Raw genomic sequence first — 24,820 nt, 5'->3', positions numbered from 1 at the left:
TGGGACTGCATGTCCATGCAGGATATAGTAGTTAAACATTATGGCGCGAAAGCTATGCAATTAATAGAGTCAGTATTATGATATACGGATATTTAAGGGTAAGTACGGACGAACAGGACTCAAATAATCAGAAGTTGGGAGTGTGCAAGAAGGCAGAATCCCTTGGATTGTCAGTTGATGATTGGATTATAGATGATGGCATATCCGGAACAAAAGAGCCCGAAAAGCGATTGTTGGGAAAACTGATGAATAAACTGCAAAAGGGTGATGTAATAATAACTTCCGAACTTTCTCGTCTTGGGAGAAAACTGTTCATGATCATGCGAATATTGGAGTTCTGTATGCTGCACGATGTAAAGGTGTACACCGTCAAGGACGGTTACGAATTGGGAGACAATATACAGAGCAAGGTTCTCGCGTTCGCTTTTGGCATTGCCGCCGAAATCGAACGCGACATGATTAGTCAGCGAACTAAGGAGGCTTTAGCCCGTAAAAAGTTAGAGGGCGTGATATTAGGACGCCCTAAAGGGAGAAAGAGCTCGCCCGATAAATACAAGCTGTATGGGAAAAAAGAGTTGGTTAAAGGACTTCTGAATGAAGGTATATCACAGCGTAAGATAGCCGGAATATGTAAGGTCAACCGGAACACTCTTGCCCGATTCTTAAGAAATAATTTAATTACTTAATTCAAGGCAATGTAATATGGAACCTTTTGCTCCCGACATTAATGTCGGGAGCAACTAAAATAAGAAAGGAATGAGTAAAAAAGAAAGTTTAGTAAAATGGAAAACAGTCGAGACATTTACTCCAGGTTTTCCTGATGGCGTAATCTTTATAAAAGAAGACACGCCTGTAGAATTTCCGTTAGCTATGGTAGTTTTTCCAGTTGGAAGGCCTGAACTCGGAACTGAGAGGCAACGAAAGAGAGCTAAACTAATAGCCGCTGCTCCTGAATTACTGGAAGCGTTGCAAGAGATGCTTGAACGATTTGATAACAATGATCAGTCTATTTATTCTTTTGCAGACAAAGAGATAAAAGCCGCTAAAGCAGCCATAAAAAAAGCTTTAGAATAATTCTAAACCAATCAAATAAAACAGCGTTTAAACTACCTTCAAACGCTGTTTTTGTTTTAAAATAAGCAGGTTTGTTTCCCATGTGCAGAGTTTTTATAATTGCAGATCATCCACTCTTCTTGCTTTCTTCGGCTTGTCTTTGAAGCGCTGATTGTTCTTTCTATCTGGTGAATGACCCACCCGTTTTTATTGGCATATTCTTCTATCATATTCAAGGGAAACATTGTCAGCATGAACTTACCTTTGACCTGTTCCAATAACTGCAGGAGCTTCTCCATGCAACACTCATCGAATGTACCCTCATAATGCCCGCAATCACTGTTGATATAAGGCGGGTCTACAAAATGAAAAGTATCAGGTGGGTCGTAAGTGGAGATGACATTCAGTGCATCTCTGTTCTCTATGGTCACGTTATCGAGCCGGGCGCATAGCCATTCGGTAAACTCATCCTTTGCGTTACGCAGTTTTTTCGGCATTCCGCCGCCAAAATCATAGCCGAACGAACCGTCTATCATGCTGGCAAAGGACATCTTACACAACGCCCAAACAGCCCATGCCCGCTGCACCGGTGAAAAGAATTGAGGATATTGCAGAATATGTCCCGCATGGGCGTGCATATCCCGGCTGTGCAAAGTCTTTTCAATCTCTTGCTTTAAGTCATGATAATAGGCCTTGGCCATCCAATAGAAGTTTGTTATATCCATGTCGATGTCGTTGATAATCTCGCCATCGGCCGGACGCTTGGCAAACAATACCGCTGCTCCACCGCAGAAAGCCTCTGTGTATAGTTTATGACTTGGAATCAGAGGAAGGATATGCTTTAGCATTGTTTGCTTGCCTCCATAATAAGAAATGGGTGTTTTCATTTTGTTTTTTCTATTATAGTTATTACTTTTGTCAACCACTCACATGTACGAATGCGCCGTAACGCAGCGAAGGTCTTGCCCTCGGCTGTGCGTTGCGGCGCATTTTATTAGTATGTGAGTGGTATCTATGCTAACGGTCGAGGGCTTTTTCCCTTTCCTGTTTATTCTTCAGTATTACTTTTTCCGGCTCTCCTTTCTGTTTTTGAGCAAAATTTCCGGTGACTAATCGGCTACTGGAGTTTTTCTCATTTTTATAGTGTATAAAATCGAGAAAACGTTTATTTTTGTGATAAATAAAATGTCATGTCACGCGGAAGAAACAAAACATTAATATCACTAAGAGACAAGAAGCTGTTGCAGAGGTACTATTTCTGGACGGAGATACAGCGTCTTCGTTTCGATGACGCATTGAAAATTCTTTCCCGTGAGGAGTTTTTCATCTCTGAGGAGCGTATCATGTCCATTATCCGTGCCAACTGCCACAAGCTGACCGATATTGATGTGCGTCCCGTGCCCAAAGTGCGCAAGCCTCGCTTATCGGCCTCGCAGCTCTCCTTCTTTACTGACGACTGACCACACAGGGCGTGTCGGCCACCGTCATCTCATACTCCGTTTCGTACACCTTTATTCCTCCGGGCAGACTGTAGTCTCTACTCTTGCGGCGCACCAGCGCACCGCACCCGAACAGGGGTTTTCTGCCTTGCAGAAGTCTGTGCAGCCGGGTACGCATCTGTTGTCGGCGTGCGGTCTCATCCTCAGTTCCACTGCCGTAGTGCGTGTCTTGGTAGCAGTCTATGGCCAGCCGGGTGATGACGGTAGCCGTTCCGCGCTGCGCCCCTCCCGCCAGTTCCGTCCATGCCACTTCGGGCACGGCCAGCAGTACGCAGGGAAACGTCACGGGATAGTGGTCTTCCTGTATCTCTAATTGTCCGTAGTCTTCGTCTGTCAGTCTCAGTTCGGACATGCCCTCGGCAATGACCCGCTGCAAAATGTTGAATAGCTTTTCCATATTTTTCTAATCTAAATGTCTAACGTCTTCATTTCCCCAGTACCTTCCTTGTCTCGTTGATGATTTTCTCCGATATCCGTTCTTCAAGTTCCCGGCTTGCCCCGATGAATTTTCGCTGGGGGATGTAGACCCGGATGTCGAGTTTCGCCTTGCGCGTCAGCGCCAGTTTCTTCCATTTCAGAGCTTCGGCCGGCACTTCGGTCTCTTTCTTTCCCCCGCCACCCGCCTCGAAGAACTTTGCCCAAGCGAAGCGCCGCATGCGGGGTGTGACGTTGGGATGCGTCTCTATGGTACCTCCCTCGTTGTGTATACGGGAGTATGGCAGGTCGCTGACAATGGTGGTACGTGCCCGCCCTGGCACGTCGCGCACGCTGCGCATCAGGTGGGTGCGGCTGCTCAACAAGGGGCCGTAGCGCGAAGCGGCCGACTTCCCTCCGGACTGCTGCCTGCGGGTGGCCGGCCAGGGCGTGAGGCCGCCATCCACGAATCCCCCCTTGCGGAAATTGTCCTGAAAATGCCGTTTGGCGATTGCCCCCACTTTGACGGGCAGGATGTCGTTGTAGAGCCGATCCAGCTCTTTCTCCTTCTGCTTGGCGTATTGGTGGAATTCTTTAATAGTCATAAAAACTGGTTCAATTTGTTGTTTATTAATTAAATAGTCGTATCTTTGCGGTACACCTTCAGGCTTGCCGGATTATAGTTCCGGCCGTGGCTTGGGTGTAAAGGCCGGCTTTCTGATTCAGGCCGCGGATTGCAGTTCCGCGGAATCCTTGTCAGGAGGTCGGTTTTTCTATGATATCCAATATCCTCGGGCTGTCCGATATGCTATAAATCTCCACCCGTCCGGGTTTCAACTCGCGCACGATAATCCACGATTTATCACCCAGTATCTTCACCTCGAACAGATGCGCCTTAACAGAAGGGTCATGCTTATCCTTTCCGTAGCCCATGTATTTGGCTTTCTTCATCACATCGCCCATGCGCAGCAGTAGTTCGTTCTTGTGCGCATAATGCTCGTGTGGCTGGTTGAGCCATTCTTTAATGCCTCGCCCGGTGATGCGGATGTCTTTTTTAAACCGCTTGTTTACGAATATCTCTTCTTTCAGCGGTGCGGCCGCTTTCTTTATCTCCTTTGTCCGCGCGGCATAGCTTTTCGGTTCGTCGTGCTTCGGCTCCACCTTGACACTTGCCTTGTCGGGGAACTTCTCCTTGATGAACTTCTCCACCGCCTTTTTCGCCCCTTTATAGGCATGCGCCACGTAGGGATGTGTGTCACTGAAGAGCTTCGCGTCCGTGCCTGGGTTGTTGTCCAGTCCCGGCGCGGACTTGTTCTGCGGAGTGGTTTTCGGAATCTCGTGTCCCGGCGTGGGGGCATCATCCGTAGCTTCGAGCGAGCAGTGGCAGTTCCAGCGGTCTCCCGGGCGGTGTGCATTCCAGAAGGGATGTCCAACGGGGAGGGTCAGTTCGATGCTCCAGAACTGCTTGTGCACGATGTCGGGCGTGGCGCTGGTGGTAGGCAGCCACCGCAGGTTGGGCAGGATGTGGGCTTGCTCCATGTACTTGCGCCAGTCCGCCGCCTGATGGGCACGGATAACGGCGGTGTCGTATTCGGTGCGCAGCCACCGTTCCACTTGGTGGTCGAGCATGGGGCGGACATCCTCGGCAAAGCGCTCGAACGGCTTCAGCTGCCCGTTCCCGTTCACCAGTTGCGCGGCGATGTCGTTCTGCAGGCGGTGCACCTTGAAGGCAGAGAACACAGCGGCGTTGCGGCGCAGCTCGTGATAGAAGCCCTCGTTCGATGCCCCCGGCGCGGGCTTGCCGTACCCCTCGTCTATGGCACGGCCGAAGGTGGCGAAGGTCTCATCGAAAAGATGCTCCTCGATGTCCGCGGTAGGAGAAAAGTCCTGCTTATAAATGGTCTTTAAAGCCTGTTTAAGCACTTCTTTATCGAAGGTGAATCCTTGTGCCGCCTCACCCCTGAAAGCGGCGCACGAAGGGCAGGAATCGTTGTAGTACAGGTCCTCCACTACCAGCCTAAAGCCCCCTCGCCTCTGGGGGCTTGGCCGAAAAAACGCTTCAAGGCCTTGAATACTCCTTTTTCCTTGTCGTCCGCCGGTTCCTCTTCCGGCTTTTCCGGCTTCTCCGTTTTGTCTTTCCCGACGGGTACGGGAGGAACAACATCCCTGTGTTCACGTTTTCGCTGCTCGTAGTCAGCCGGCTTGCGGAATCCCGTCTCCTCGTACAGCTGCTCCTCGTCCAACGGCAGCCCCAGTGCATCCATTTTCGAGGCGATTTCCATGCGCTGGTTCAGGTCGATGTCCTTCGGCTCCTTGAATAGGAACTTCCCGCCCGAGGTGTCGATGCCCATGGCGGAGAAGATATCCGTCATCTCGTAGTTCAGCAGGTCAAGCAGGTATTTGCGGTCGGCTTGCGCCAGCCTGTCCTCCACCTTGCGGTGTACCGTTCCAAGGGCCTGCGTTCCGGTGGACGATGCTTCGGTGGTCAGGGTGTTGCCCAGTATGAGCTTGGATATTTCTGCGTTGCACCGCTCCGTCAGGCGTTCATACAGGTCGGCGCTGGCCGTCTTCCCGTTGCTTTCCACGAACTTCATCTCACTGTCCTTGGGATGCACGTATACGCCCGCCCCGCCTTCGTTATAGGCATCATTGAGTATCTGCGCCCGGGCTTCGGGGTCGTTGGCGTCGTAGAGGTACTCGCGCACGGGCATGCCGAAGACCTCGGAGAACTGCGCCCAGTCGGCCAGCGTGTTGCGTTTGTACACCACGTAGGGGGCCGCCTGCGCCAGCAGCCCGAGTTCGGTGCGGCTCCCGATAAACAGCAGGTCGTCATACTCCGTCCAGGGTTCGCCGGTGATGTCCGTCTGATGGCGGAATATCTCCTCACGCACGGGGTCTGCGTGCTTGCGGGGCACGAGGAAATAGTCCGGCCACTGTCCGTTGCGGTGGAACTGTACGAGTGTAAATCCCCAGAACAGGGCGTCCATGGCATCGCTGCGGAAGCGGTAGAACCAGGGCGAGCGTAGCATCTCGCATATCTCCTCGTCGGGTACTCCGCCTCGGTGGAACTCCACAGGCGTGCATAGCACGGCACTCTTGCGTTTGTTGATGACGGCCGTCAGGTGTGCGTCCATCAGAATGTCGGCATAGAGGTCGTAGAGTTTGGCCCGTCGGCAGAAGTCCACGTTCTCGGCTGCGTTGATGGCCGACACGACGGTGTCGATGTCTATGCCGAAGCGTTTGGGCTGCATCAGTACGATGGTGCGGGACGTATTTTGCCCCGGCAGCGGACGAAGGCCGCCTGCGGTGATCCGCCGGCCAGTCTTCCTGTATGTATTCTTTCTCATGTTGTATTGGTTTAAAAGTGGTTCCTTCGTTTGGGATTGCTTCTCATTTGAAAGGGCGAGTTCCCGCTACGCCCGGGTTCGGGCAGGCTTGGCGCTCCGTCGATGAGCACGTTACCCCGCTGCACGCCTTTCATCCATTCCACCGCGCGGTCGTAACGGTCCTTGCGCACCTGCGACATCTTCTGCGGGTTGTGGATGCTGAACAGGTGGTAGGCGGCAATGTCGAGGGCTATCATCAGCACAACCGGGTTGCGGTCGGTGCCGGTGGCGGCGAACAGTCTGTCACAGTCGTATCGGGCGGAGAGGTATCCCCGCATCTCGCCCACGGCGCGGTCGGCGCAAACCTCAGGCAGGACCTTGTCCTCGCGTGTCAGCGCATCGAGTATGTCGCGGTGCATCGTGGCGTCGTAATCTTTCAATTCGATAAATCTACTCATGGGTATGGTGTGTTTAATGTTACATTCTGTACTTGTTCTTGCCCCGCAGCACTTTACGGGGAATGACGGCGGCAGGTTGCGACTTCAGCAACTTGTTGTCGAGTATGCGGTTGGCACCTTCTATGCAGTCAGGACCGTCGGCGGGGAACTTCAGGCGCAGCGTGAAGAGCTTGAACTGGTCGGCCAGCCGCTGCATGTGCGGGTTCTTCTCTTCCTGCTCGTTGAATATCAGATCGCCCTCCCTGTTCAGAGGCTCCAGATTGGCCTCTATACGCGTGGCCTTGTCCGTTTTCTTCTCGGTGTCCGGCAGGATGTTCAGGCTTATGCCCCGCTCCTCCCGAGCCTTGCGTACTAACGGCAAGAATACCTGCCGGAAGAATGGGTCTTGCAGCTTGTTATTCTCCATGTAGCAGTAGACGTTGGTCTTTCCATCCACGTAGGCGTTCAGCCTGATGTACCAGTCGATGAACTCGGCGTTCAGCCCCCGGTCGAGGAATCCCTTGATGACGTAAAGCGTTCCGCCCAGCTTCCCGCAGAGCCAGCAGGCCTTCATGCTGGAATCCTTGCTCTTGTTCTCTCCCGGCGAGGGGTCGCCGTATATCACGAGGAAAGGGAACTTACGCAGCGGGGGTATTTTGCCGTAGGTTATGTCGGTAAATATTTCGCCCTCGCTGATGGGGTTGTTGAAGTATTCTTTCTGCGCCGCCACGGTCGTTACCTTGCTTATGGCTCTGTCTATATCCGCTTCCGAGTTTTTCTGCGGCCAAACAGACCGTCCCTCCTTGTCCCGGATATTCACGATGTCCCAGTGGTCGGCCACGGCCCCGGCGCGGGTGATGCAGCAATCCTTGGCGATGATGTTTCCGCAGAACACCACAAGTGTGGGACGTGCCGGGTCCCGTGTAAAGTAGAGCGCATCTTCCCACCACCGCCAGTTCTTTTCCACGGTGTCCGGGTTGCGGCATCCCTCATCGGTGTCGAAGTCATCCACCAGCAGCGTATCCGGGCGCACCTCCTCGTTACGCGCGCCGCGCGGTGCGTTTCCCGCTCCCACGGCGAGGAACGACACGCCCATCTTCAGGACGAACTCGGAGTCTTTCCACGAGCCTGCCTGCACCTGGTTGCCGTAATAGGCGCGCAGCCGCCCGTTTTTCTCCAGGTGTGTCTTGTAGGGTTTCAGCAGGCGGATGGCGGCATCCTGCGTGGCGCTCGCCATGATGATGTTGAGCTTCCGGCCGGTAAAGACGAGATAGAGCACGACGAACATCACGATGGTACTCTTGGCGAGGCTCCGCGCCCACGAAAGCACCTCGTACCACTCGTCATTCTCTGTGCAGCGTGCAATCGCTTTCTTCTGGAAATCGGCGAACTCACACTTCGCCGCCTTCGGGAAGAAGAACTTGATCCATTCCAAAGGGTGCTTCTCCAGGTACGCCTTGTGCTTCTCCATCTCGCCCCGGCTCAGGCTAACCTCCACGGGCGTGTCGCGGAAGATGTCCTCCCGGAACACCTCCCACTTGGCCAGATGTTCTTTGTCTATCGCTTTCATAGGCTGTCCTTTATAAAAGCATCCCACAATGCGGTGAACTCCTTAGCTCGTTCGAGGTCTACGGGTCGCAGCCAGTCGATGAAGCGCATGCCCACGCTGATGATGTCGGACAGCCCTACGTCGTTCTCCAACTTCTTGATGGCGGCCGCCAACTTGCCGAGCGTATCGGCTTCGGCCGGGCTGGCAAACCGCTTGCCGGCTTCCCTTTCTCCGATCACCTTGTTTATCTCCGCCACCTGCCGGTGCAAGTTTGCAATCTGCTCCTCACGGGTCAGGGTGATGCCCACTTTCCGCTCCTCCCATTTCTCGGCTTTAATCCACCGGGAAACGGTCTGCCGGGTCACGTTCACCTTCTCGGCAATCTCTTGCATTGTCAGGTTCTCTTTCAGGTAGAGCATCCCCGCGTATTCTTTTTTCTGCTGTGTCGTCAATTCTGCCATAACGTCTCTTTTTTCATGCAAAATTGGTGTTATATCGGATGAAAGTCAACACCCTTAACGCAGCATGGAAGTACAATCATACATGATTGATTTATAAAGTTTTATCATGTAATATACGTCTTGACACGCTACGTGACATACCCTAATTTTGCCCAAAAAACGAAAGAGACATGGGCAGATATTTCAACATGATACCGGGCAAGGAATCCGCCTGCATTCTGCTGTACGGAGAGATAGGCGAATATGACCGGGTGAACAGCGGTGACATAGCCCGCGAACTGATTGAGGCCGAGTCCGGCGGCCGAAAGATAGACGTGCGCATCAACAGCGTGGGCGGTGACGTGTTCACCGGTCTTGCTATTTTCAATGCGTTCCGGCAGAGCGCGGCGGACATCACCATTTATATTGACGGTGTAGCCGCCTCCATGGGAAGCGTGATTGCCGCATGCGGAAAACCGGTCAAGATGAGCCGTTATGCCCGGCTGATGATACATGCCCCTTCGGGCGGCTCGTATGGCAACGCCCGCGAAATGGCATCGGTCATGTCGATGCTCGAGAGTCTCGAGGAGACGCTGTGCGACATCTACGCCGGGCGTTGCGGCAAGGAAAGGGAAACCATACGGTCGGAGTGGTTCGACGGCACGGACCATTGGTTCACAGCCGAGGAGGCATTGACGCTGGGACTTATAGACGAAATCTACGATGCCGACCCCGTGCCTGCCGACAGCACGCCCGAGCAAATCTACAGGATATTCAATAACCGGCTGAACAAGCCACAAAACCACACAGATATGAATTTGGAAGAATTGAGAAAACGTCCGTCGTTCAAGGATTGCGCGACCGACGAAGATGCGCTCCGGCACATCGAGCATCTGGAGCAGGAAGCCGAGAAAGTATCCTCGCTGACCGAGGAGCGTGACCGGCTGAAAACCGAGAACGAAGAGTATGCCCGCAAGGAAGCGGAAGCCCGGGAGGCGGAAATGGAACAGATGCTGGACGATGCCGAGGAAGACGGGCGCCTTACCTCAGCAATGCGCGCCACCTACAAGGCCTTGCTGAAGGCTGACCGCGTGAACGGCGAAGCCGCATTGAAAGCGTTGAAGCCGAAGAAATTCGTGGAGAACAGCTTGCAGACACCTCCTCAGGGAAGCGGCCGGAGCGCATGGGATGCCCGGATGGAAGAAATCAGGAACCGAAACAAAAACAAATAAAGAGTTATGGCAATAATTATCAAAAACACCAATTACAGCGGCGAGGTACTGGAGAAGCTCCTGACACTGGCCGCCACCGGTAACGAACTGGTAGAAAAAGGTCTTATTCACATCGAGCCGGGTGTGAACGACAAGTTCAGCATTCCCCGCCTGAAGGGTGGCAAGATGCTTCAGAAACGCAAGGAGATGCCCACCGACGAGGACGGCAAGGGTAACTTCGATTACAGTGAAGTGACGCTGGAACCAAAGGACTTCATGGCTTTCACCACGTTCAACCCCCGGAGCTTCGAGAAAATCTGGCGCAAGTGGCAGCCCAAGGGCAACCTCGTGTTCGCCGAGCTTCCCGCCGAGGCGCAGAACGCCCTGTTGAACGAACTGGCCAAGTGCGTCAAGTTCGAGTTGGGCGGGCACTTCATCAACGGCGTGTACGCCGAAACGGGAGATGACAAACTGTTTAACGGTATTGTTACCCGGATCATGAGCAACAATGAGCGCATCACCGTCACCTCTTCCCAGTCGACCATGATCGGCCGCCTGAAGGACTTGAAGGATAAGATCCCCGTGACCATGCGCAGCAACCCCGGATTGCGTATCCTAATGTCCGTTGCGGACTTCGACAGGTACGACGATGAGCTGACGGCACAGCCCAACAAGGGAGCCAACTATACGGACATGAACGTGGAGCGCTTCAAAGGCATCCGCATCGAGCCGTTGGCCAACTGGCCGAGTGATCTGATCGTGGCCACCATCTGCGGACAGGACTACGATACCAACCTTTGGGGCGCAGTGAACTTGCAAGATGACATGGACGTGATCCAGATCGACAAGCTGACCAACGCCGGCGAGCGTTACTTTTTCAAGATGTTGATGAAGGCCGACACCAACGTGGCATTCGGCGAGGAGTGCGTGGTGCTGGACAAGCGCGGTGCGGCAGCCGAGCCATCCATTACGGTAGAGCCGCAGGAACTGGTATTCCCTGCCGAAGGCGGCACACAGATAGGGGTTGTGACTGCAACAGGTGATTATACCATCGGCGAGGCTCCTTCCGGGTTTAAGGCTGAGAAGACCGAGTTCGGTGTCCGCGTAACGACGGAGGCCAACGGCACGGAAGCAGACAAGACGGGTACGCTGACGCTGACACTCGGTGGTAGCGCGTCCAAGAAAGCAGTCATCGAATTGTTCCAAGCCAACGGTAAGTAGCAATGAGTCGAGGATTGAAGAATAATAATCCCCTGAACATCCGCCTGTCACGCACGCCGTGGCAGGGGGAGGTTCGCCCCTCGCAGGACAAAGCCTTCTGCCAGTTCCGTTCTCCGGCCTACGGCTATCGGGCGGCCCTGAAGCTGCTTCGGAACTACTCATTGGTGTATGGATGCCACACGGTACGTACCATCATCAGCCGGTGGGCACCGCCCTCGGAGAACGACACGAAAGGCTATATATCCACCGTGTGCAAGCTCACCGGGCTGGATGCCGACCGTCGCATCGATGTGGACAACCGCCGAACGATGTGCAGTCTGGCAGCGGCGATGAGTAGGGTTGAGAACGGCGTGCCGGCAGTGATGGCGGACGTAGAGGCGGGATGGGATTTAGTGATTAACGGTTAGCCATGACAACGGAACTGATAACGCAGATTCTCCAGTGGCTCTTGCCCAGCGGCTTTATCGGTTCGTTGTGGGTATGGCTCAGACACAGGGAGAATCGGAAAGTGCTCGCTGCCAAAGAGCGCAACGACACTTACAAAGAGATGTATGACAATTTGTCGGACACTATAATCGATCTGCAGAATGAGAATATTAAACTATACAAGGCGGTGCGTGAGCTTAACAGCACCATTCAGAGGGCTTCCACTTGCAAGTATTATGCTGATTGCCCTATTCGCAACGAGCTGCAGAAGTCCGGGGCGATTGGCACGGAACGAACGCAGCGCAGACAGTCTGCAAAGCGCAAAACGATTCGTGCGCCTGCAAGAACCGGTACCGCCGAGTATGGCGAAGACGACTTTTCCGACGGACTTGCTGAAAGCGATACCGGTGGGGACGGGATTCAGTAAGCGCTGCGGGCGGGCTACGGTGAACGTGACACGTATATCGGAGGACAGTCTGGAAGTGACAGCCACCTGCGACAGCCTTGCCCGGGAAGTGATGATACTGAACGAGGAGTTGACCCGCATCCGCAACGAGACCGCGAAGCAGGATAAAGAACTGCCGCCAAAGGTGATAAGAGAACCTACCGGGTGGCAGTGGTTCCAGATATGGACAGGGAGGATAGCCGTTTTTTTCCTTGCTCTAACGTTGATTAAACGGCGTTTAAAGATTTGTTAAAAGAAAAATAAAAGAATTATGGAAAATGGAATCAATGACGGATACATGATGCTGCTGGACGAAGTGAGCTTCGGCGGCAAGGTGCTTGGAAACATCTCCGAGGAAGGTATTGAATTCGGGGGCGACAAGCCTACTTACAACAAACTTTTTGCCGCACAGGTGCGCACCGGCCCGGTGAAGAAAGTAGTATCGAATCCCGGAACCACGACACTGACGTTTCAGATGATTCAGCTCGTAGCACAACACATGGCCGATATCGCGGGTGGCAAGGTGACGGGCGAGAAATGGGACGCGCCGGAGAAGATGGAAACAAAAGAAGGTGTTCTTGTCATCAAGACGGGTACGGGACAGACCATCCGTGTCAAGAAGGTGGCTTTGAGCGGATTTATCCGTGGCAAACTGGGCAATTCGGGGAATCTGTATATGGACTGCGAAGCCGAGATGCTTTCCCCGGCCGACGGTTCATCTCCTTACTCCATCGAGCCTACCACACCGGGAGTGATGGTGGATGCGGAAACGGTGAATTTTCCCAAGGCGGGAGGCACGAAGGTGCTTCGCGTATCGGCTTCAGGCCCTCTCACATTGTCGGGCTCGCACACCGACTTCACCGTGGCGCAGGATGGCAACTGCTTAGTCATCACGGCTGCCAATAACGGGACGTCAAGTCCCAAGACGGGCACATTGATACTGACACTGGTGTCTGATTCATCCAAGAAGGTGACCGTCAATCTGACGCAGGAGAAGTAAGATATGAGTGGAGAAGAACTGCGTTCCTGCGAGTTGCTGCTGGATTTGGGCGTACGGATTCCGGTACGCCCACTCCGGTGGCTGGGGCGGAAAAAGAAACCGGGCAAGGTGACGCTGCGCCGCCCCTATGCGGGCACGCTGATAGCCATGACACGCTATTACAACCGCATAGGGGTGACGGTCGCCGAAATGAAGGAGTACGACACGGACGATTGGGCGAAGCTGATAGCCGCACACGGGCACGACATGGCCCGCATCGTGGCCTGTGCCCTTTGCCGGGGCTTCGTCTCTCACCGCCTCTTCAGCGGATTGGTGGCGTGGTGGTTGTTGTGGCGGGTGCATCCTTCTGTGCTGGGTGACGTGATGCTGCTGCTGATTGAGAGCATCGACACACGCCCTTTTCAAATTACTATCAGTTCGGTGGAGACGGTGAATCTGATGAAGCCGAGGCTGAGCCACGAGGCAAACGGGAGTTAAGCGGTCACATGGAGGGCAGCCATAGCCCGTTTGGATTTATCTGGCAGATTGCCGCCGCCACAGGATGGAGCGTGCATTACATCTTATGGAAACTGCCTTATCCCACTTTGCTGCTGATGCTGTCAGACGCTCCACGGTGGGTGAAGAGCGGCAGAAATAAAAAGAGGGTCGGAGTACCCGGCCGAGACGCCAGGTGTGCGAGCGATACCGCCGCACAGTTTCGGGCACAAATGAAAAGAAACAATGAATAACCGATGAAGTCTGTAGAGTTCGACATATTGATGCGTGACAAGACACGTGAGGCATGGCAGTCCGTCCAAAGAGGGGCAAAACAAACCGCTTCCACCGTAGAGCAGGCGACGGCCGATTTCAAGGCTCGGATGAAGGAGCAATCCGCCGCAGTAAAGCAGGTGGAATCCGACATCAAATCGTTGGAGACGCAGTTGAAAAAAGCGATGCCCGGCGCGAAGAAGACGGAACTGACTGCCGAACTTGGGGCTGCCAAGAAAGTGCTGCTGGAAGAAAAAGGGGCATTAGCTGAATTGGAGAAGCAGTTTGCGGCCACGGCGAACAAGGAGGAGACGCTACGCACGCAGATAGCCAAGCAGAAGCAGTTGATGGCAGGCATGACGGAGGGTACGAAGGAATATGCAGCCGCCATGCAGAAATTGGGCGAGCTGCAAGACCGCTACGGCGATATCAACACACAGGCTCGTATCCACTCGGATGATAACAAGAACATCAAGGGAACGATGGACGCCATTTCCGGTTTGACCGGTGCCATGACAGCAGGAGTGGGCGTGGCTTCCCTGTTTGGGGCTGAACAAGAAAAGCTGAGTCAGATACAGACGAAACTGCAAGCAGTGATGGCTATCACTATAGGCATACAACAAGTGGCTAATACGTTAAATAAGGATAGTTTTTTTACGCACACGCTGCTGGCCAAAGGAAAGAATCTGCTGACCGCGGCGAACACCCGCCTTGCCGTATCCCTTGGTATATCCAATGTGGCGGCCAAAGCTCTGATGGCTACACTTACATTGGGCTTATCGGCCGTTATCGGTGGCTTGATTATACTTTGGGATAGATATTCCGAGCGAACAAAGAAGGCCCAACACTCTCTGACTGTGGAGATAGAACATACACAATCAGCTATGCAGCAGATATCCAATGATGTGGATTTTGACACACGCATTGCTGAAGCTGCCGGTAAGTCGAAAAAAGAGCTAATAGAGCTGCGTAAGGAAGTTGCGAAAACAGCATTGGCCTTAGCCGATGCCAATTACGATAAAGTATTAGAACAACATTCGCAGGGTAAGGCGACAAAAGAGCAGCTGGAGAAGGCAAGAGAAAACTCACTATCTGCATGGGATAATTATAATAAAACGATGCAGGATGCTATTGTGGCAGATTACGAGGAAAGAACCGAAAGGAAGAAAAAGAAAGATACGGCAGACCAGACAATCGATGCCATCTCCGATGCCGAGGTGAAAGCCCGCCGGAAGATAGAGGCCATGCGTATCGAACTGATGCGCGACGGTGCGCAGAAAGAGAAAGCCGAGGCGCGCAAGCGTTTAGACGACGAACTAACCCGTATTGATGCGGAGGAGCGGGAACGCATAGCCGCTTTGGTGAAAGCGAAAAAGAACGGTATCCCTGTCACTAAAGAACAAGCAGATACCGTTACCGAACAGGCTAAAGCGCAACGCGAAGGAGCTACTAATATTTATATCAAGGAATTTTCAGAGATAGAGAAAAAATACACCCGACAGGAAAAGGAACTGTGGGACGAAGCCAACGCCGTCTTCCGCTCCGCCTTAGAGAATCGATTGGCAGACATCGACCGTCATTACGATGAGCAGATAAAGAAGGCTGAAGGCAACCAAGCATTGATTGACGCGCTGAACACTTCCCGTGAAAAAGAGAAAGACACGGAGAAGAATATCGCCAAATTAGAGATACTGGACAATGCCGAGCAGGTAGAGCTGCAACGGCAGGCCATCGTTATGCAGGGCCTTGCGCTGGACGAACTGGCAGAGGTACAGCGCAACAATATCATTATCCGCTATGCCCGGGAACGTATCAAAATCTTGAAAACATTGGGAGGTGAGCGCAATAAACAAGAAGCCGCGCAGTTAGAGAATATGACGAAAGGGCTTGAGAAACAGAACGCCCGTCGTTCACTCGCAGGGCTGTTTAATGAGAAGACTTTCAAGGCTGTACAGGGGCACTTCCAAAAGATATATAAGGATAGCGATAAGGCTAAAGAGAAGACAGTATCGTTGTTTGAATCCATACAGAAAGGCGGCCGATTGGGGGCGGAAGGTATCGGTATGCTGAAGAGTGTTTTCGGCGGATTAGACGAAGACATGGACAAGGCGCTTGAGGCTGCCGGTAATATCGCATCGGGCTTTGCTCAGGGAGGTATTGTAGGCGGTGCGCTGGCAGCTGCAGGGGAACTGGTGAACTTTATCGCCGGAGGCCTGCAGGCAAACAAACGACACAAGGAAGCCTTAAAGAAAATTGTGGAGGAACAGAAAGCCTACCTGCACGAATACCGGATGTTGCTGCTTGAGGAACAGTTGGCTTATAAGTCGGGTACGAACATCTTTGGAACCGACAATATAGGACGCGCGCTGAATGCGATAGATACCTATAAGAAATCCGTTGTGGAGCTGAAGCGTGAGCTGAAGGGAGACGCTCCGGCCGTGTCCATAAATAGGTTGGTCGTTGCCCCCTTCTCCTATGCAAAGGAACTGAAAGCTTACAAGGATGGAATAGGTGCACTCTCCAAGATTGAGGTGAAGACCGGACATAAGAAGACCGGGCTCTTGGGGTGGGGAAGAGGAAGGGATATCTACACCTCTGTGCTGGACATGCCGGAATACAAGGAATTGATAGGCAAGGATGGCAAGCTGAACGTTAACATGGCAAAAGCCATACTGTCCACCCGCCAGTTAAAGGACGAGAGCAAGAAGTTGCTGGAAACACTGATAGACCTTCAAGAACAAACGGATAAGGCTTATAAGGAATTGGAAGAATCTCTGCGGCAAACATTCGGGCCCTTGGGTGATAGTCTGACGAATAGCATCGTCAACGCATTCAACAATGGGCTGGATGCTGCACAGGAATTCAAAAAAGGGGTGACGGATGTTCTGGCCGACTTAGCCAAGCAGATGGTGTATTCCTTGTTCCTGAAGGATAAATTTGACCGACTGCAGGAGAACATCAAGAAGATATACACGACGGAAGGCTTGTCGGAAAAAGAGATAGCCCGACGGACTACCGACCTGATAGGCGGTTTTTTCCGCGGCTTGGGCAGCCAAATAGATGCCGCCAATAAGTTTCAAGAAGAGTTCTGGAGGAATGCGGAGCGGAACGGATTCAATCGTCCGAGCGATGCAACTCAGCAGCAGGCGCGTGCGGGAACATACACGGCCATATCACAGGAGCAGGGTACGAAATTGGAGGGCTTGTTTACCTCCGCTCAGGATCATCTCTCATCCATTGATAGGAAGATGAATGACTTTGACGCCGCTATGGGGCGAGCATTGGAAGTACTCGGTACGATTGCCGCCAACACGGCGTACTGCAAGTTGCTGGAGGATGTCGTAGAGTATTTTGATAAGATCGAAAGAAACGGTATAAAAATGGCATAGGTATGGAAGGAGAATGGAAGATAAACGGGAAAGACATGTATACGGAGTATGGCATGTATCTGACGGAGAAGAATCAGGGAGATTACTTTAATCTCTCGGAATTGTTGAAGCCGTCCAAGATGAAACCTTACACAGCCGTATCCTTCCGGGAGGAAAACGGGGAAAAACTTCCCGATACACTCCCGGGACCTAAACGGGAGCCCCGTGACTTCCAACTGTATGCGGCAATCGTGGCCGACACCCCCGAACGGTTTTCGGCAAACTTCACGGCCGTGATGCAATTGCTGAGCAGCGGTTGGCTGACGCTGGAAACCTCTCTGACCGGGCGTACTTATAGAGTCTACTATCAAGAGTGTACGGCATACGAGCCGTTGACCGGTACGGAGGACGGAGAGGTCGTATGCCGCATGAAACTCAAGTTCCGGGAGCCGAATCCGCAACTTTAAATAGCCTTTAAATAGTTTTTTATGGAGCTTAAAATATACAACCAATCCGGGGAGTTGAAGCTGATTGCCTCTACATCCTCTTCTTCTACTTGGAATCAGGAACTGATGGCCGAGAATGCCTTATCCGTATCCTTCACCCATACCGCCTACGTGCCGTTAGCGGTGAATGACTATGCAATGCTGGAAGGTGTTAAGTTTTCTGTCAAAAAGGAATATAAGCCCAAGCAGAAGAACCGGCAGACTTATAGCTATTCGGTAAAGTTGTATGCACCTATCCACGATGCCGAGCAAGTGAAGTACCTGTATCTGACCGACGGCGAATATAACCTGCAATTCAGCTTGGACGGCACACCGAGAGAGCACTTGCAGAAATGGACAGACAATATGAACCGCATCTCCGGGGGGCCGCAGTGGTCTGTCGGAGACGTAATTATTACTTCCCGCAAGACCATCGATTACAATAACACATCCTGTTGGGAAGCTCTTGGCAAAATGGCGGATGCCTTTGATACGGAATGGTGGGTGGACGGTTACGTCATCAATCTGAGTCGCTGCGAACATGGACAGCGGATACCGCTCGGCTACCTAAAGGGGCTTACCTCGTTGACGCAAACTGAGAACAGCGACAACGTGAAGTTTTTTACACGCTTGATACCGCTCGGTAGCACCCGGAACATTGACCGTACCCGCTATGGCTTCTCCCGGCTTCAGTTACCAGGGAGGGAAAAATACATTGACCGCAATACGCAATACGGACTGTACGAGCATGTCGAAGAGGCAGCATTCGCGGATATCTTTCCGCATTATACCGGAACCGTGACCGCCGTACGCTCCGTCCAGAGAAAAGACAATAACGGCAAGCCGTTCACCATTTACTACTTCAAGGATTCCGGAATGGCTTTCGACCCGAACATCTATGAGCTCCCTGCCCTGAAGAAAAGGGTGTCTTTCCAGTCGGGCGACCTGAACGGCCACGGGTCGGACGAGAATGGTACTTACTACTTTGAAGTCAATTGGAATAGTGCGACAAAAGAGTGGGAAATCATCACTATCTTTCCGGATGAAACCCGACAACTCCCTGGCGGTAACTTAATACCCCGTGTCGGTGACAAGTATATCCCTTGGAATATCCAGATGCCCGAGGACTACGAGAGGCAGGCCGAGCAGGACTATCTGGCGGCCGTGAACGACTACCTGGAAAAGCACAGCGAGGACGCAAGCAAGTATGGTGGCGACACGGACTACATCTATATAGAAGAGAATGGTGTACCGTTGGCCATCGGTCAGAGTGTGCGCCTGCTGAGTGACGAGTATTTTACAAGCGGTTATCGCCATAGCCGCATGACTAAGGTTGTGCGTAAGCTGGATAACCTCAATATGGCCACGATAGAGTGTGCCGACAGCGTAGGCAAGGGCTGGAAGAGGCAGGTGGATTCGAGCCTGTCGCAACTGAAATATGTGCTTGAGCGACAGCAGAAGGAAACAGCAATTGATATATTAAAAAGCTGGGACGAACGGGAACCAAATGACTATCGGGTCTTTTCCGCTTTAAGAATTCTCAAAGAGTTGGCTCATCGCTCATTATCCCGACTAAGTGACGACACGGCTGCCGGCTTGATCACCTTCTTGAAAGGCTTGACTTCGGAAGGCAAAATCACCTCAAAAGACTTCATCGAAGCTCTGAAAGGCATCCACATCGGAGAGAACGGCAGCGGAGTAGAGGTCTTACCGGATGGCACAACACAGGCGGTAGTGGACAGGCTCTATGTAAAGGTAAAAGCGTACTTCGAAACGCTGGAGATAAGAAAGAAGACACATGTAGGGGGCGAGCAGATACTATCACCCGCAGGCATGAAGTGCATACGCGTGGAAGAGCATGATGAATACTACCGCTGTTTCTTCCTTGCCCGTCAGGACGGGATAGAGATACACAACGAGTTCACGCCCGGAACGCTGGCAATAAGCAAGGAGGACAACATCAACGAGGGGGCATCAATCGGGGCTACAAACCGCTACTACTGGCGCAAGGTGGTAGCGGTGGGCAGGGACTACATAGACCTTAGCAAGACGGATTGCGACCAAGACAGCGACGCACCCGCAGCGGGGGACGACATCGTAGGGCTGGGGCACGAGACGGACATCGCCCGTCAGGGTGCTATTGTGCTCTCTTCCGTCAGCGAGAAAGCACCGTCCATCACATTTTACGCAGGCATCAACAGCTATTCCCTGCTTCACAAAGAGATCATAGAGCTTGGCTACGACAAGGTGACTGGCAAGCCGTATCAGATGATATACGGTGATTTCTACGCAGGTGCGAGGGATAAGAGCACGTACATGGAATACACACCGGAAGGTGGAGTTAAGATACGTGGCATTGTGAATATCGGTGACGGCTCTACGGGCGCAAGCAACCTTACAGACCTGCCGCAAGAGGTGGAGAAAATCATCCCCCCTGTGTGGGACATATACGCTGTGAACGTCATTGAGGGCGCACCAGTAGACGTTAATAGCAATCAAAAGCTCGCCGAACTCGGAGACGGAGCGGTAGACCTGCGGGCGAAATTCGTCCGTAACGGTCAGGACGTGACGGATGTAATGAAAAGAAGCGCGCTAAGGCTCTATGAGTTCAAGCGCATTAACCCGCTGGGACATGATGATAACAACCTATCGGATGAGGACTGGTACGAGGCGAACAAAGGAAAGGACGTATACCGCCTTACTCCCGGTGATGTGATGTGGGCGTGTAACCTTGTATCGGTGTTCGATGAAGAAATATTAGAAAACGAGTATAAAAAACTAAAATAGTATGGCAACAAAATCGACAATCACAACGATTCCCGACCGCATGGACGGTCAACCACCCCGCCTGCTTCCGAATGGCAACTTGGCGGTATTCGATAACACACAACAGGTATGGGTAGATTCAGGTGTACGCATTGTCCCGGAGGACGACGCTAATGCTGTGAAGTACTTCATATTGACAACTAACAGTGTAGCTCCGCAAGCCCCGACAAAGCAAGCGGGCTGGGGAACGATAGACGAACTGAACAACAGCTTAAGACAGGCGGGCTGGGATGAAAACCCCGTATCCACTACGGAAGAGAAACGGTTCTGCTGGATAGCGATATACGGGCGTTCGAACATCCTCGACCCTGTGGCATCGGCAGCCAAGAAAATGTCCGTCTTTAAGCCTAAATACACACTCAACACGGTAGCCCTTTGGAGTAACTACGCACCCTCTCCGGTGATTACCGTAGAAGCGGGAAAGATAATCATCACGAACCCCGACGGAACCAAGATTGAGCAGGAGTTCGCCACATCGGAGAGCACGGACGCTCTGTTGAAGCTCATTCAGGGCTTGCAGAAGCAAGTAGATAAGGCGGTATACGCCTATCAGGGCAAGGGCGCGCCTACCATGCAGGGAAGCCCTACGAACACTTGGCTGTATGACGCAGAGGGACAGCCCATCACACAGCCTAATATGATTGCAGACGTATACGGTACGCATGTGGGAGACACCTATACCGACTTGGATACAACGGTATCGTATCTCTTCGTATTGCGTCCCGGCGCATCGGCTTCCGACCCTGCATCGTATCAATGGGAGGCAATTCAGAACACAGCTCTGACGAAAGCCCTTGCGGACATTGCTAAGATGGGCAGGGAGAAGCTGACTATCCATACAGAGAAGCCGATTAACGGCTACAAGAAAGGGGATATCTGGCTGAAAGACGAGAATACCCGGCTGTGGGCTATCCGTGACAACACGGCGTTTGCAGACGTCGACTGGATAAATCCGTATGTGAATGCTGCGGACTTCGAGGCGTTGAAGAAAGAGTTTCAGAAGCTTTCACAGCAGTTCGATACTGCGAAAAACAGCATCAAGGACTTGACAGATGCGATGAACGGTGTAGAGAACGGAGTAGCGGATGCTTTCCGTGATAGCATCATCACCGAAGCCGAGCGCCGGGACTTGAGCGAATTGTCTAAGAAGCTCGACATCGAGCAGGCACAATTGCAAAGTAACGTCAACTACATCCTCGACAACGAGTTCTTGCCAGCTGACTTGAAGTCGGAGTTGACTACGAAGTCGAAGAAGCTTCTCGCAGCAAGTACGGGCAGCATCGACAAGCTGCAAGAGTCAATAGCAACCGCTATCGCGGACAACAAGATAACCGAGCAGGAAAGGGCGGATTACAATGCGAAGTATCAGATATATGTGGCTGACGTCAAATCGTTGACGGACTGCATAGATAAGTGCAGACAAGCGATTGACAAGAAGATTAAGCAAGCCGCTGCGGATGACATTCTGCTGGGCGAGCGCAATCTGCTGTTAAAGTCTAATGTTCCTGTCAGCAATTCGAATTACTTGCTGAAAGAGTATGATATATCAGAGGCGGGAAGGAATCTCGAAGCTGGCGAGACGGCTACTGTCGTCATAGCCGGGAATCTAAGCGAAGGAAAGCAGAGCTTCTTATTATATAATTCAGGTGGGATCTTTGAGCTTGCCAAGGTTATAAAAGATAAACTTGTCGGCGGAATCGCATGTGTTTCTTTCAAATGGAAGACAAAATCTGGTGCAGATGTTGGGAATAACACTAAGCTTAGCGTGTACGCGGCTCCGAATTCCGGCACCGGCGAATCGTCTATTTCTTGGATAAAGCTTGTTCGTGGCAACAAAACATCTCTGGACTGGACGGAAGCCCCCGAAGATATCGAATCCCGTTTGAACGCAATAAAAGCAATCAAGATGCCGGAGATCGATCCTGTTACGAAGAACTGGAAGCTGTGGAGCGATGAACAAAAGACGCTCGTCGACAGCGGACTTTCCTCGAAAGGTGATAACGGAAACTCGCCTTACATCTCACAACGTACGAAAACGTGGTGGGAGTATGACGCAGAGAACCCGACCGCACAGGTACAAGGGGAAAAGAGGGGCTATAAGGATACGGGCATTAAGGTGGACGGAGTAGCGGTGAGACCGAATATCCTTAGGCGCTCTATGTTACCTGCCAACTTTACATGGAACATTAATGAACTGCCGGGAAAAACAAACAAGTATTCGGGTAATACAGGTAAGATAGAGGTTTTTCGCTTCGGGCAATTCGATGACAAGTTAGCCGGATTGATTATGAGCTTCAAGATAAGCATAACACAGGCTGAACAGAATGGAGTGACCTTTCATAGATACGCTAATTTTATTTTATGGAAAAAAGATAAAGCAACACCGTTTCGAACCGTTCGAGTGATGTATGAGATGAAACCTCAAGATATCTATGTAACTCTTCCGATTAAAGTGACTAAGGCTGAATTAATGAGCGAAGTATACTTTATTCATGCGTGGTGCACAGATTACGCGACCAGTTCGGGATGGCTAAACGCTAAGATTGAGGACATAAAGATAGAGCAAGTCCTCGAGGGCGAGCCCGAAATCCCCACCGCATACATCCCGCATGTGGAAGACTTGAAAGGCGAAACGGGAGAAGCTGGCGAATCCTCATTAGATGTCGAGATAACCGTTCGTGGCAGGTTCCATACGAGCTGGGAACAGGCGGACGAATCAGGGCAGATACTCGACATGCCCCGCCCTGTGCGCTCTGTCGTGAACGGAGTAAGGATAGGAGGCAAGGACTATGTTCAGCTCAAAGCCAGAATCACCTACGGCCTGAAAGACATCACGGCGGTAGCGATGAACAATGGCGGAGCGTTTAAGTGGCTGGTGAACGGTCAGGTATTGGCAAGCAATACCGACACGCTGAACGTGGGAACCGAGTATGCAGACGGCGTGGATGATAATGTAGAGTTCAAGTACGATGATACGAACATTAAGCAGTGGATACAATGATACAGACGAAAGCAATAACAATATCAGATACGGAGGATGTGAAGCCTACGCCAATGACGTCTATTCCCGTTCCGCATGACAAGACGCAATCGTATGTGGGTAACTCCATGTTCGGCGCTACGGTGTTCGTCAAGGATGAGCAGGATAACTTCCAGTACTACCAAGCGATTAAGGATGTGCCAGAGGGTATAGAGGTGACGAACAAGGAGTATTGGCGTCCTATCTCGACATTGACTAAGGTAGCGATACATCAGGCTATAATCAAGACCCTTATCTCCGACAAGGCATTTATCGACACGCTGAAAGCTACCATCATCGAAGCAAACGTTCTCAAAGCTGGTCCGAACCCTGATGCTCCGGGCGGGTTCAACGCTTTGATTAATGAGAACGGAGACGGGCATCTCTGCGGAGGCAAGTTTAAGTTCAACGGTGGTAATGCGGATTATACCGGAGACTTAACGGGCGTTTCCGGTTCATTCAAAAAGCTTAAGTGTGTCAATAAAGCAGGCGAGACATTAGCAGCTCTCGAATTCGGAAGTGACGGCAAGATGTGGGTATCGGATGGAGACTTATTCCATCAGGGAACCAAAGATGGTCGGTTACCCCGGTTCTACGCTTCAGATATATGGTGCAGGGGGGAATTCGGAAGGGCGGTGCACTCCGCAATAGAGATATGGCCGAATACTCCCGGTCGGCTTGAATATTATGCTCATATGACAGTCCCAATATATACCGGGAAGATAAACAGAAATTGGCATTTTTATGGAGATCACGGGCAACACATTAACTTGTTTCGGCTTAGGGGAGATGCGACGTATAAAGTAGTCGTATGCGATGGATACATTGATAATTCTGTACTTATTGTCAATGCGAGCAACGGAAACAAAGAGGTTGTATTCAATCAGCAGGGGCATCGTTTTTTATTGGAAGCTTGGGAAAGCATATACTGCGCCATAGCGGGCAGCGATTCACACATCATGGATGATGGGATACTGTATAAAAACAGCCTGTACGTACCTATTAGGCAAGTAAGAATACGGAGTTGATAAACCATTATTTTTTATTCTCCATTACAAGTGGGTCGTGTGAAATAAAAACACATTTCGTTTTGTCTTATCAGATGTTAAACCTAAACAAATCGTTTTATTTACGCATCACAAATGGTTTTGCGGTTTGTAAATGTACTCTTCATAAACTCACTTTTTTAGGTTACAAAACTACGTTAATTAGCTCAAAGTGAAGCTTATACAGACTCGCCAAATAGCGACAGAAGTTCGCCAATTTCGGACTAAGTGTACCCCTTTTGGACTTTCAGTTGTCGGGGGTACGAGTTAGGTTACTAACTTTGTCTTTTAAGGGCTAAATGATGTCC

Annotated in this window: 24 protein-coding genes; 16 read left to right on the top strand and 8 right to left on the bottom strand. The window is 51.7% G+C overall.

Features of this window, described 5'->3' with window-relative positions; all coding sequences use genetic code 11:
• The first annotated feature begins 77 nt into the window (after nt 1–77).
• Both GGR07_RS03405 and GGR07_RS03400 read left to right on the top strand, forming a co-directional pair.
• Nucleotides 78–686: a master DNA invertase Mpi family serine-type recombinase gene (locus GGR07_RS03405; RefSeq protein WP_021645568.1), complete on the top strand. Its 609-nt coding sequence runs from the start codon at nt 78–80 to the stop codon at nt 684–686.
• 70 nt (nt 687–756) lie between these two features.
• Entirely contained in the window at nt 757–1,074 is a 318-nt protein-coding gene (locus GGR07_RS03400) for a hypothetical protein (RefSeq protein ID WP_021645567.1), read from the top strand.
• Nucleotides 1,075–1,130: 56 nt separating this feature from the next.
• Here GGR07_RS03400 and GGR07_RS03395 read toward each other — a convergent pair whose 3' ends face one another.
• Nucleotides 1,131–1,940, bottom strand: a complete 810-nt coding sequence (locus tag GGR07_RS03395; protein WP_034542594.1) for a DNA adenine methylase — start codon at nt 1,938–1,940, stop codon at nt 1,131–1,133.
• Nucleotides 1,941–2,243: 303 nt separating this feature from the next.
• Here GGR07_RS03395 and GGR07_RS03390 point away from each other — a divergent pair, with 303 nt between their 5' ends.
• Nucleotides 2,244–2,513 carry a hypothetical protein gene (locus tag GGR07_RS03390; protein WP_021645565.1) on the top strand — a complete coding sequence of 90 codons (270 nt, stop codon included), beginning with the start codon at nt 2,244–2,246 and terminating at the stop codon, nt 2,511–2,513.
• Here GGR07_RS03390 and GGR07_RS03385 read toward each other — a convergent pair.
• The 7 genes from GGR07_RS03385 to GGR07_RS03355 form a co-directional block, all read right to left on the bottom strand.
• Nucleotides 2,500–2,949 carry a hypothetical protein gene (locus GGR07_RS03385; protein WP_021645564.1) on the bottom strand — a complete coding sequence of 150 codons (450 nt, stop codon included), beginning with the start codon at nt 2,947–2,949 and terminating at the stop codon, nt 2,500–2,502. The two genes, GGR07_RS03390 and GGR07_RS03385, sit on opposite strands and share 14 nt — an antisense overlap.
• 28 nt (nt 2,950–2,977) lie before the next feature.
• Nucleotides 2,978–3,571, bottom strand: a complete 594-nt coding sequence (locus tag GGR07_RS03380) for a phage virion morphogenesis protein (protein ID WP_021645563.1) — start codon at nt 3,569–3,571, stop codon at nt 2,978–2,980.
• A gap of 151 nt (nt 3,572–3,722) precedes the next feature.
• Nucleotides 3,723–4,688, bottom strand: coding sequence for an LPD3 domain-containing protein (locus GGR07_RS03375; protein ID WP_317616690.1), 966 nt, complete (start codon nt 4,686–4,688; stop codon nt 3,723–3,725).
• A 287-nt stretch (nt 4,689–4,975) separates the two neighbouring features.
• A complete protein-coding gene (locus GGR07_RS03370; RefSeq protein ID WP_021645561.1) occupies nt 4,976–6,313 on the bottom strand; it encodes a phage portal protein family protein in 1,338 nt (445 codons plus the stop codon).
• Between the two features lie 11 nt (nt 6,314–6,324).
• Nucleotides 6,325–6,750: a phage protein Gp36 family protein gene (locus GGR07_RS03365; protein ID WP_021645560.1), complete on the bottom strand. Its 426-nt coding sequence runs from the start codon at nt 6,748–6,750 to the stop codon at nt 6,325–6,327.
• Nucleotides 6,751–6,769: 19 nt separating this feature from the next.
• Nucleotides 6,770–8,299, bottom strand: coding sequence for a hypothetical protein (locus tag GGR07_RS03360; RefSeq protein ID WP_122056618.1), 1,530 nt, complete (start codon nt 8,297–8,299; stop codon nt 6,770–6,772).
• A complete protein-coding gene (locus tag GGR07_RS03355) occupies nt 8,296–8,739 on the bottom strand; it encodes a helix-turn-helix domain-containing protein (RefSeq protein WP_021645558.1) in 444 nt (147 codons plus the stop codon). The genes GGR07_RS03360 and GGR07_RS03355 overlap by 4 nt, the downstream gene beginning before the upstream one ends.
• 170 nt (nt 8,740–8,909) lie before the next feature.
• Between GGR07_RS03355 and GGR07_RS03350 the strand changes: the two genes are divergently transcribed.
• The 13 genes from GGR07_RS03350 to GGR07_RS03290 are packed head-to-tail and all read left to right on the top strand — an operon-like array spanning nt 8,910 to nt 24,494.
• Nucleotides 8,910–9,950, top strand: coding sequence for a head maturation protease, ClpP-related (locus GGR07_RS03350; protein WP_021645557.1), 1,041 nt, complete (start codon nt 8,910–8,912; stop codon nt 9,948–9,950).
• A gap of 6 nt (nt 9,951–9,956) precedes the next feature.
• Complete coding sequence (locus GGR07_RS03345; RefSeq protein WP_021645556.1) at nt 9,957–11,150, top strand: BACON domain-containing protein; 1,194 nt, start codon at nt 9,957–9,959, stop codon at nt 11,148–11,150.
• 2 nt (nt 11,151–11,152) lie between these two features.
• On the top strand, nt 11,153–11,557 hold the full coding sequence (locus GGR07_RS03340) for a hypothetical protein (RefSeq protein ID WP_021645555.1): 405 nt from the start codon (nt 11,153–11,155) through the stop codon (nt 11,555–11,557).
• Between the two features lie 2 nt (nt 11,558–11,559).
• A complete protein-coding gene (locus tag GGR07_RS03335; protein ID WP_021645554.1) occupies nt 11,560–12,003 on the top strand; it encodes a hypothetical protein in 444 nt (147 codons plus the stop codon).
• Nucleotides 11,939–12,274 carry a hypothetical protein gene (locus GGR07_RS03330; RefSeq protein ID WP_221213938.1) on the top strand — a complete coding sequence of 112 codons (336 nt, stop codon included), beginning with the start codon at nt 11,939–11,941 and terminating at the stop codon, nt 12,272–12,274. Before GGR07_RS03335 ends, GGR07_RS03330 begins: the two co-directional genes overlap by 65 nt.
• An 18-nt stretch (nt 12,275–12,292) precedes the next feature.
• Nucleotides 12,293–13,021 (top strand): BACON domain-containing protein, encoded by a 729-nt coding sequence (locus GGR07_RS03325; RefSeq protein ID WP_021645552.1) that lies wholly within the window; start codon nt 12,293–12,295, stop codon nt 13,019–13,021.
• A 3-nt stretch (nt 13,022–13,024) separates the two neighbouring features.
• Entirely contained in the window at nt 13,025–13,498 is a 474-nt protein-coding gene (locus GGR07_RS03320) for a hypothetical protein (protein WP_021645551.1), read from the top strand.
• 8 nt (nt 13,499–13,506) lie between these two features.
• A complete protein-coding gene (locus GGR07_RS03315) occupies nt 13,507–13,749 on the top strand; it encodes a hypothetical protein (RefSeq protein ID WP_021645550.1) in 243 nt (80 codons plus the stop codon).
• Between the two features lie 3 nt (nt 13,750–13,752).
• On the top strand, nt 13,753–17,157 hold the full coding sequence (locus tag GGR07_RS03310; RefSeq protein ID WP_021645549.1) for a coiled-coil domain-containing protein: 3,405 nt from the start codon (nt 13,753–13,755) through the stop codon (nt 17,155–17,157).
• 2 nt (nt 17,158–17,159) lie between these two features.
• Complete coding sequence (locus tag GGR07_RS03305; protein WP_021645548.1) at nt 17,160–17,603, top strand: hypothetical protein; 444 nt, start codon at nt 17,160–17,162, stop codon at nt 17,601–17,603.
• A gap of 21 nt (nt 17,604–17,624) precedes the next feature.
• On the top strand, nt 17,625–20,408 hold the full coding sequence (locus GGR07_RS03300; protein WP_021645547.1) for a hypothetical protein: 2,784 nt from the start codon (nt 17,625–17,627) through the stop codon (nt 20,406–20,408).
• Nucleotide 20,409: 1 nt separating this feature from the next.
• A complete protein-coding gene (locus GGR07_RS03295) occupies nt 20,410–23,448 on the top strand; it encodes a hypothetical protein (protein ID WP_122056619.1) in 3,039 nt (1,012 codons plus the stop codon).
• Complete coding sequence (locus GGR07_RS03290) at nt 23,445–24,494, top strand: hypothetical protein (RefSeq protein ID WP_021645545.1); 1,050 nt, start codon at nt 23,445–23,447, stop codon at nt 24,492–24,494. The genes GGR07_RS03295 and GGR07_RS03290 overlap by 4 nt, the downstream gene beginning before the upstream one ends.
• Nucleotides 24,495–24,820 lie beyond the last annotated feature (326 nt).

Source organism: Bacteroides pyogenes (assembly GCF_014196225.1).
GTDB lineage: Bacteria > Bacteroidota > Bacteroidia > Bacteroidales > Bacteroidaceae > Bacteroides > Bacteroides pyogenes_A.
Note: the sequence above shows the minus strand (reverse complement) of the source record. Positions and strands in the feature narration are given on the sequence as shown.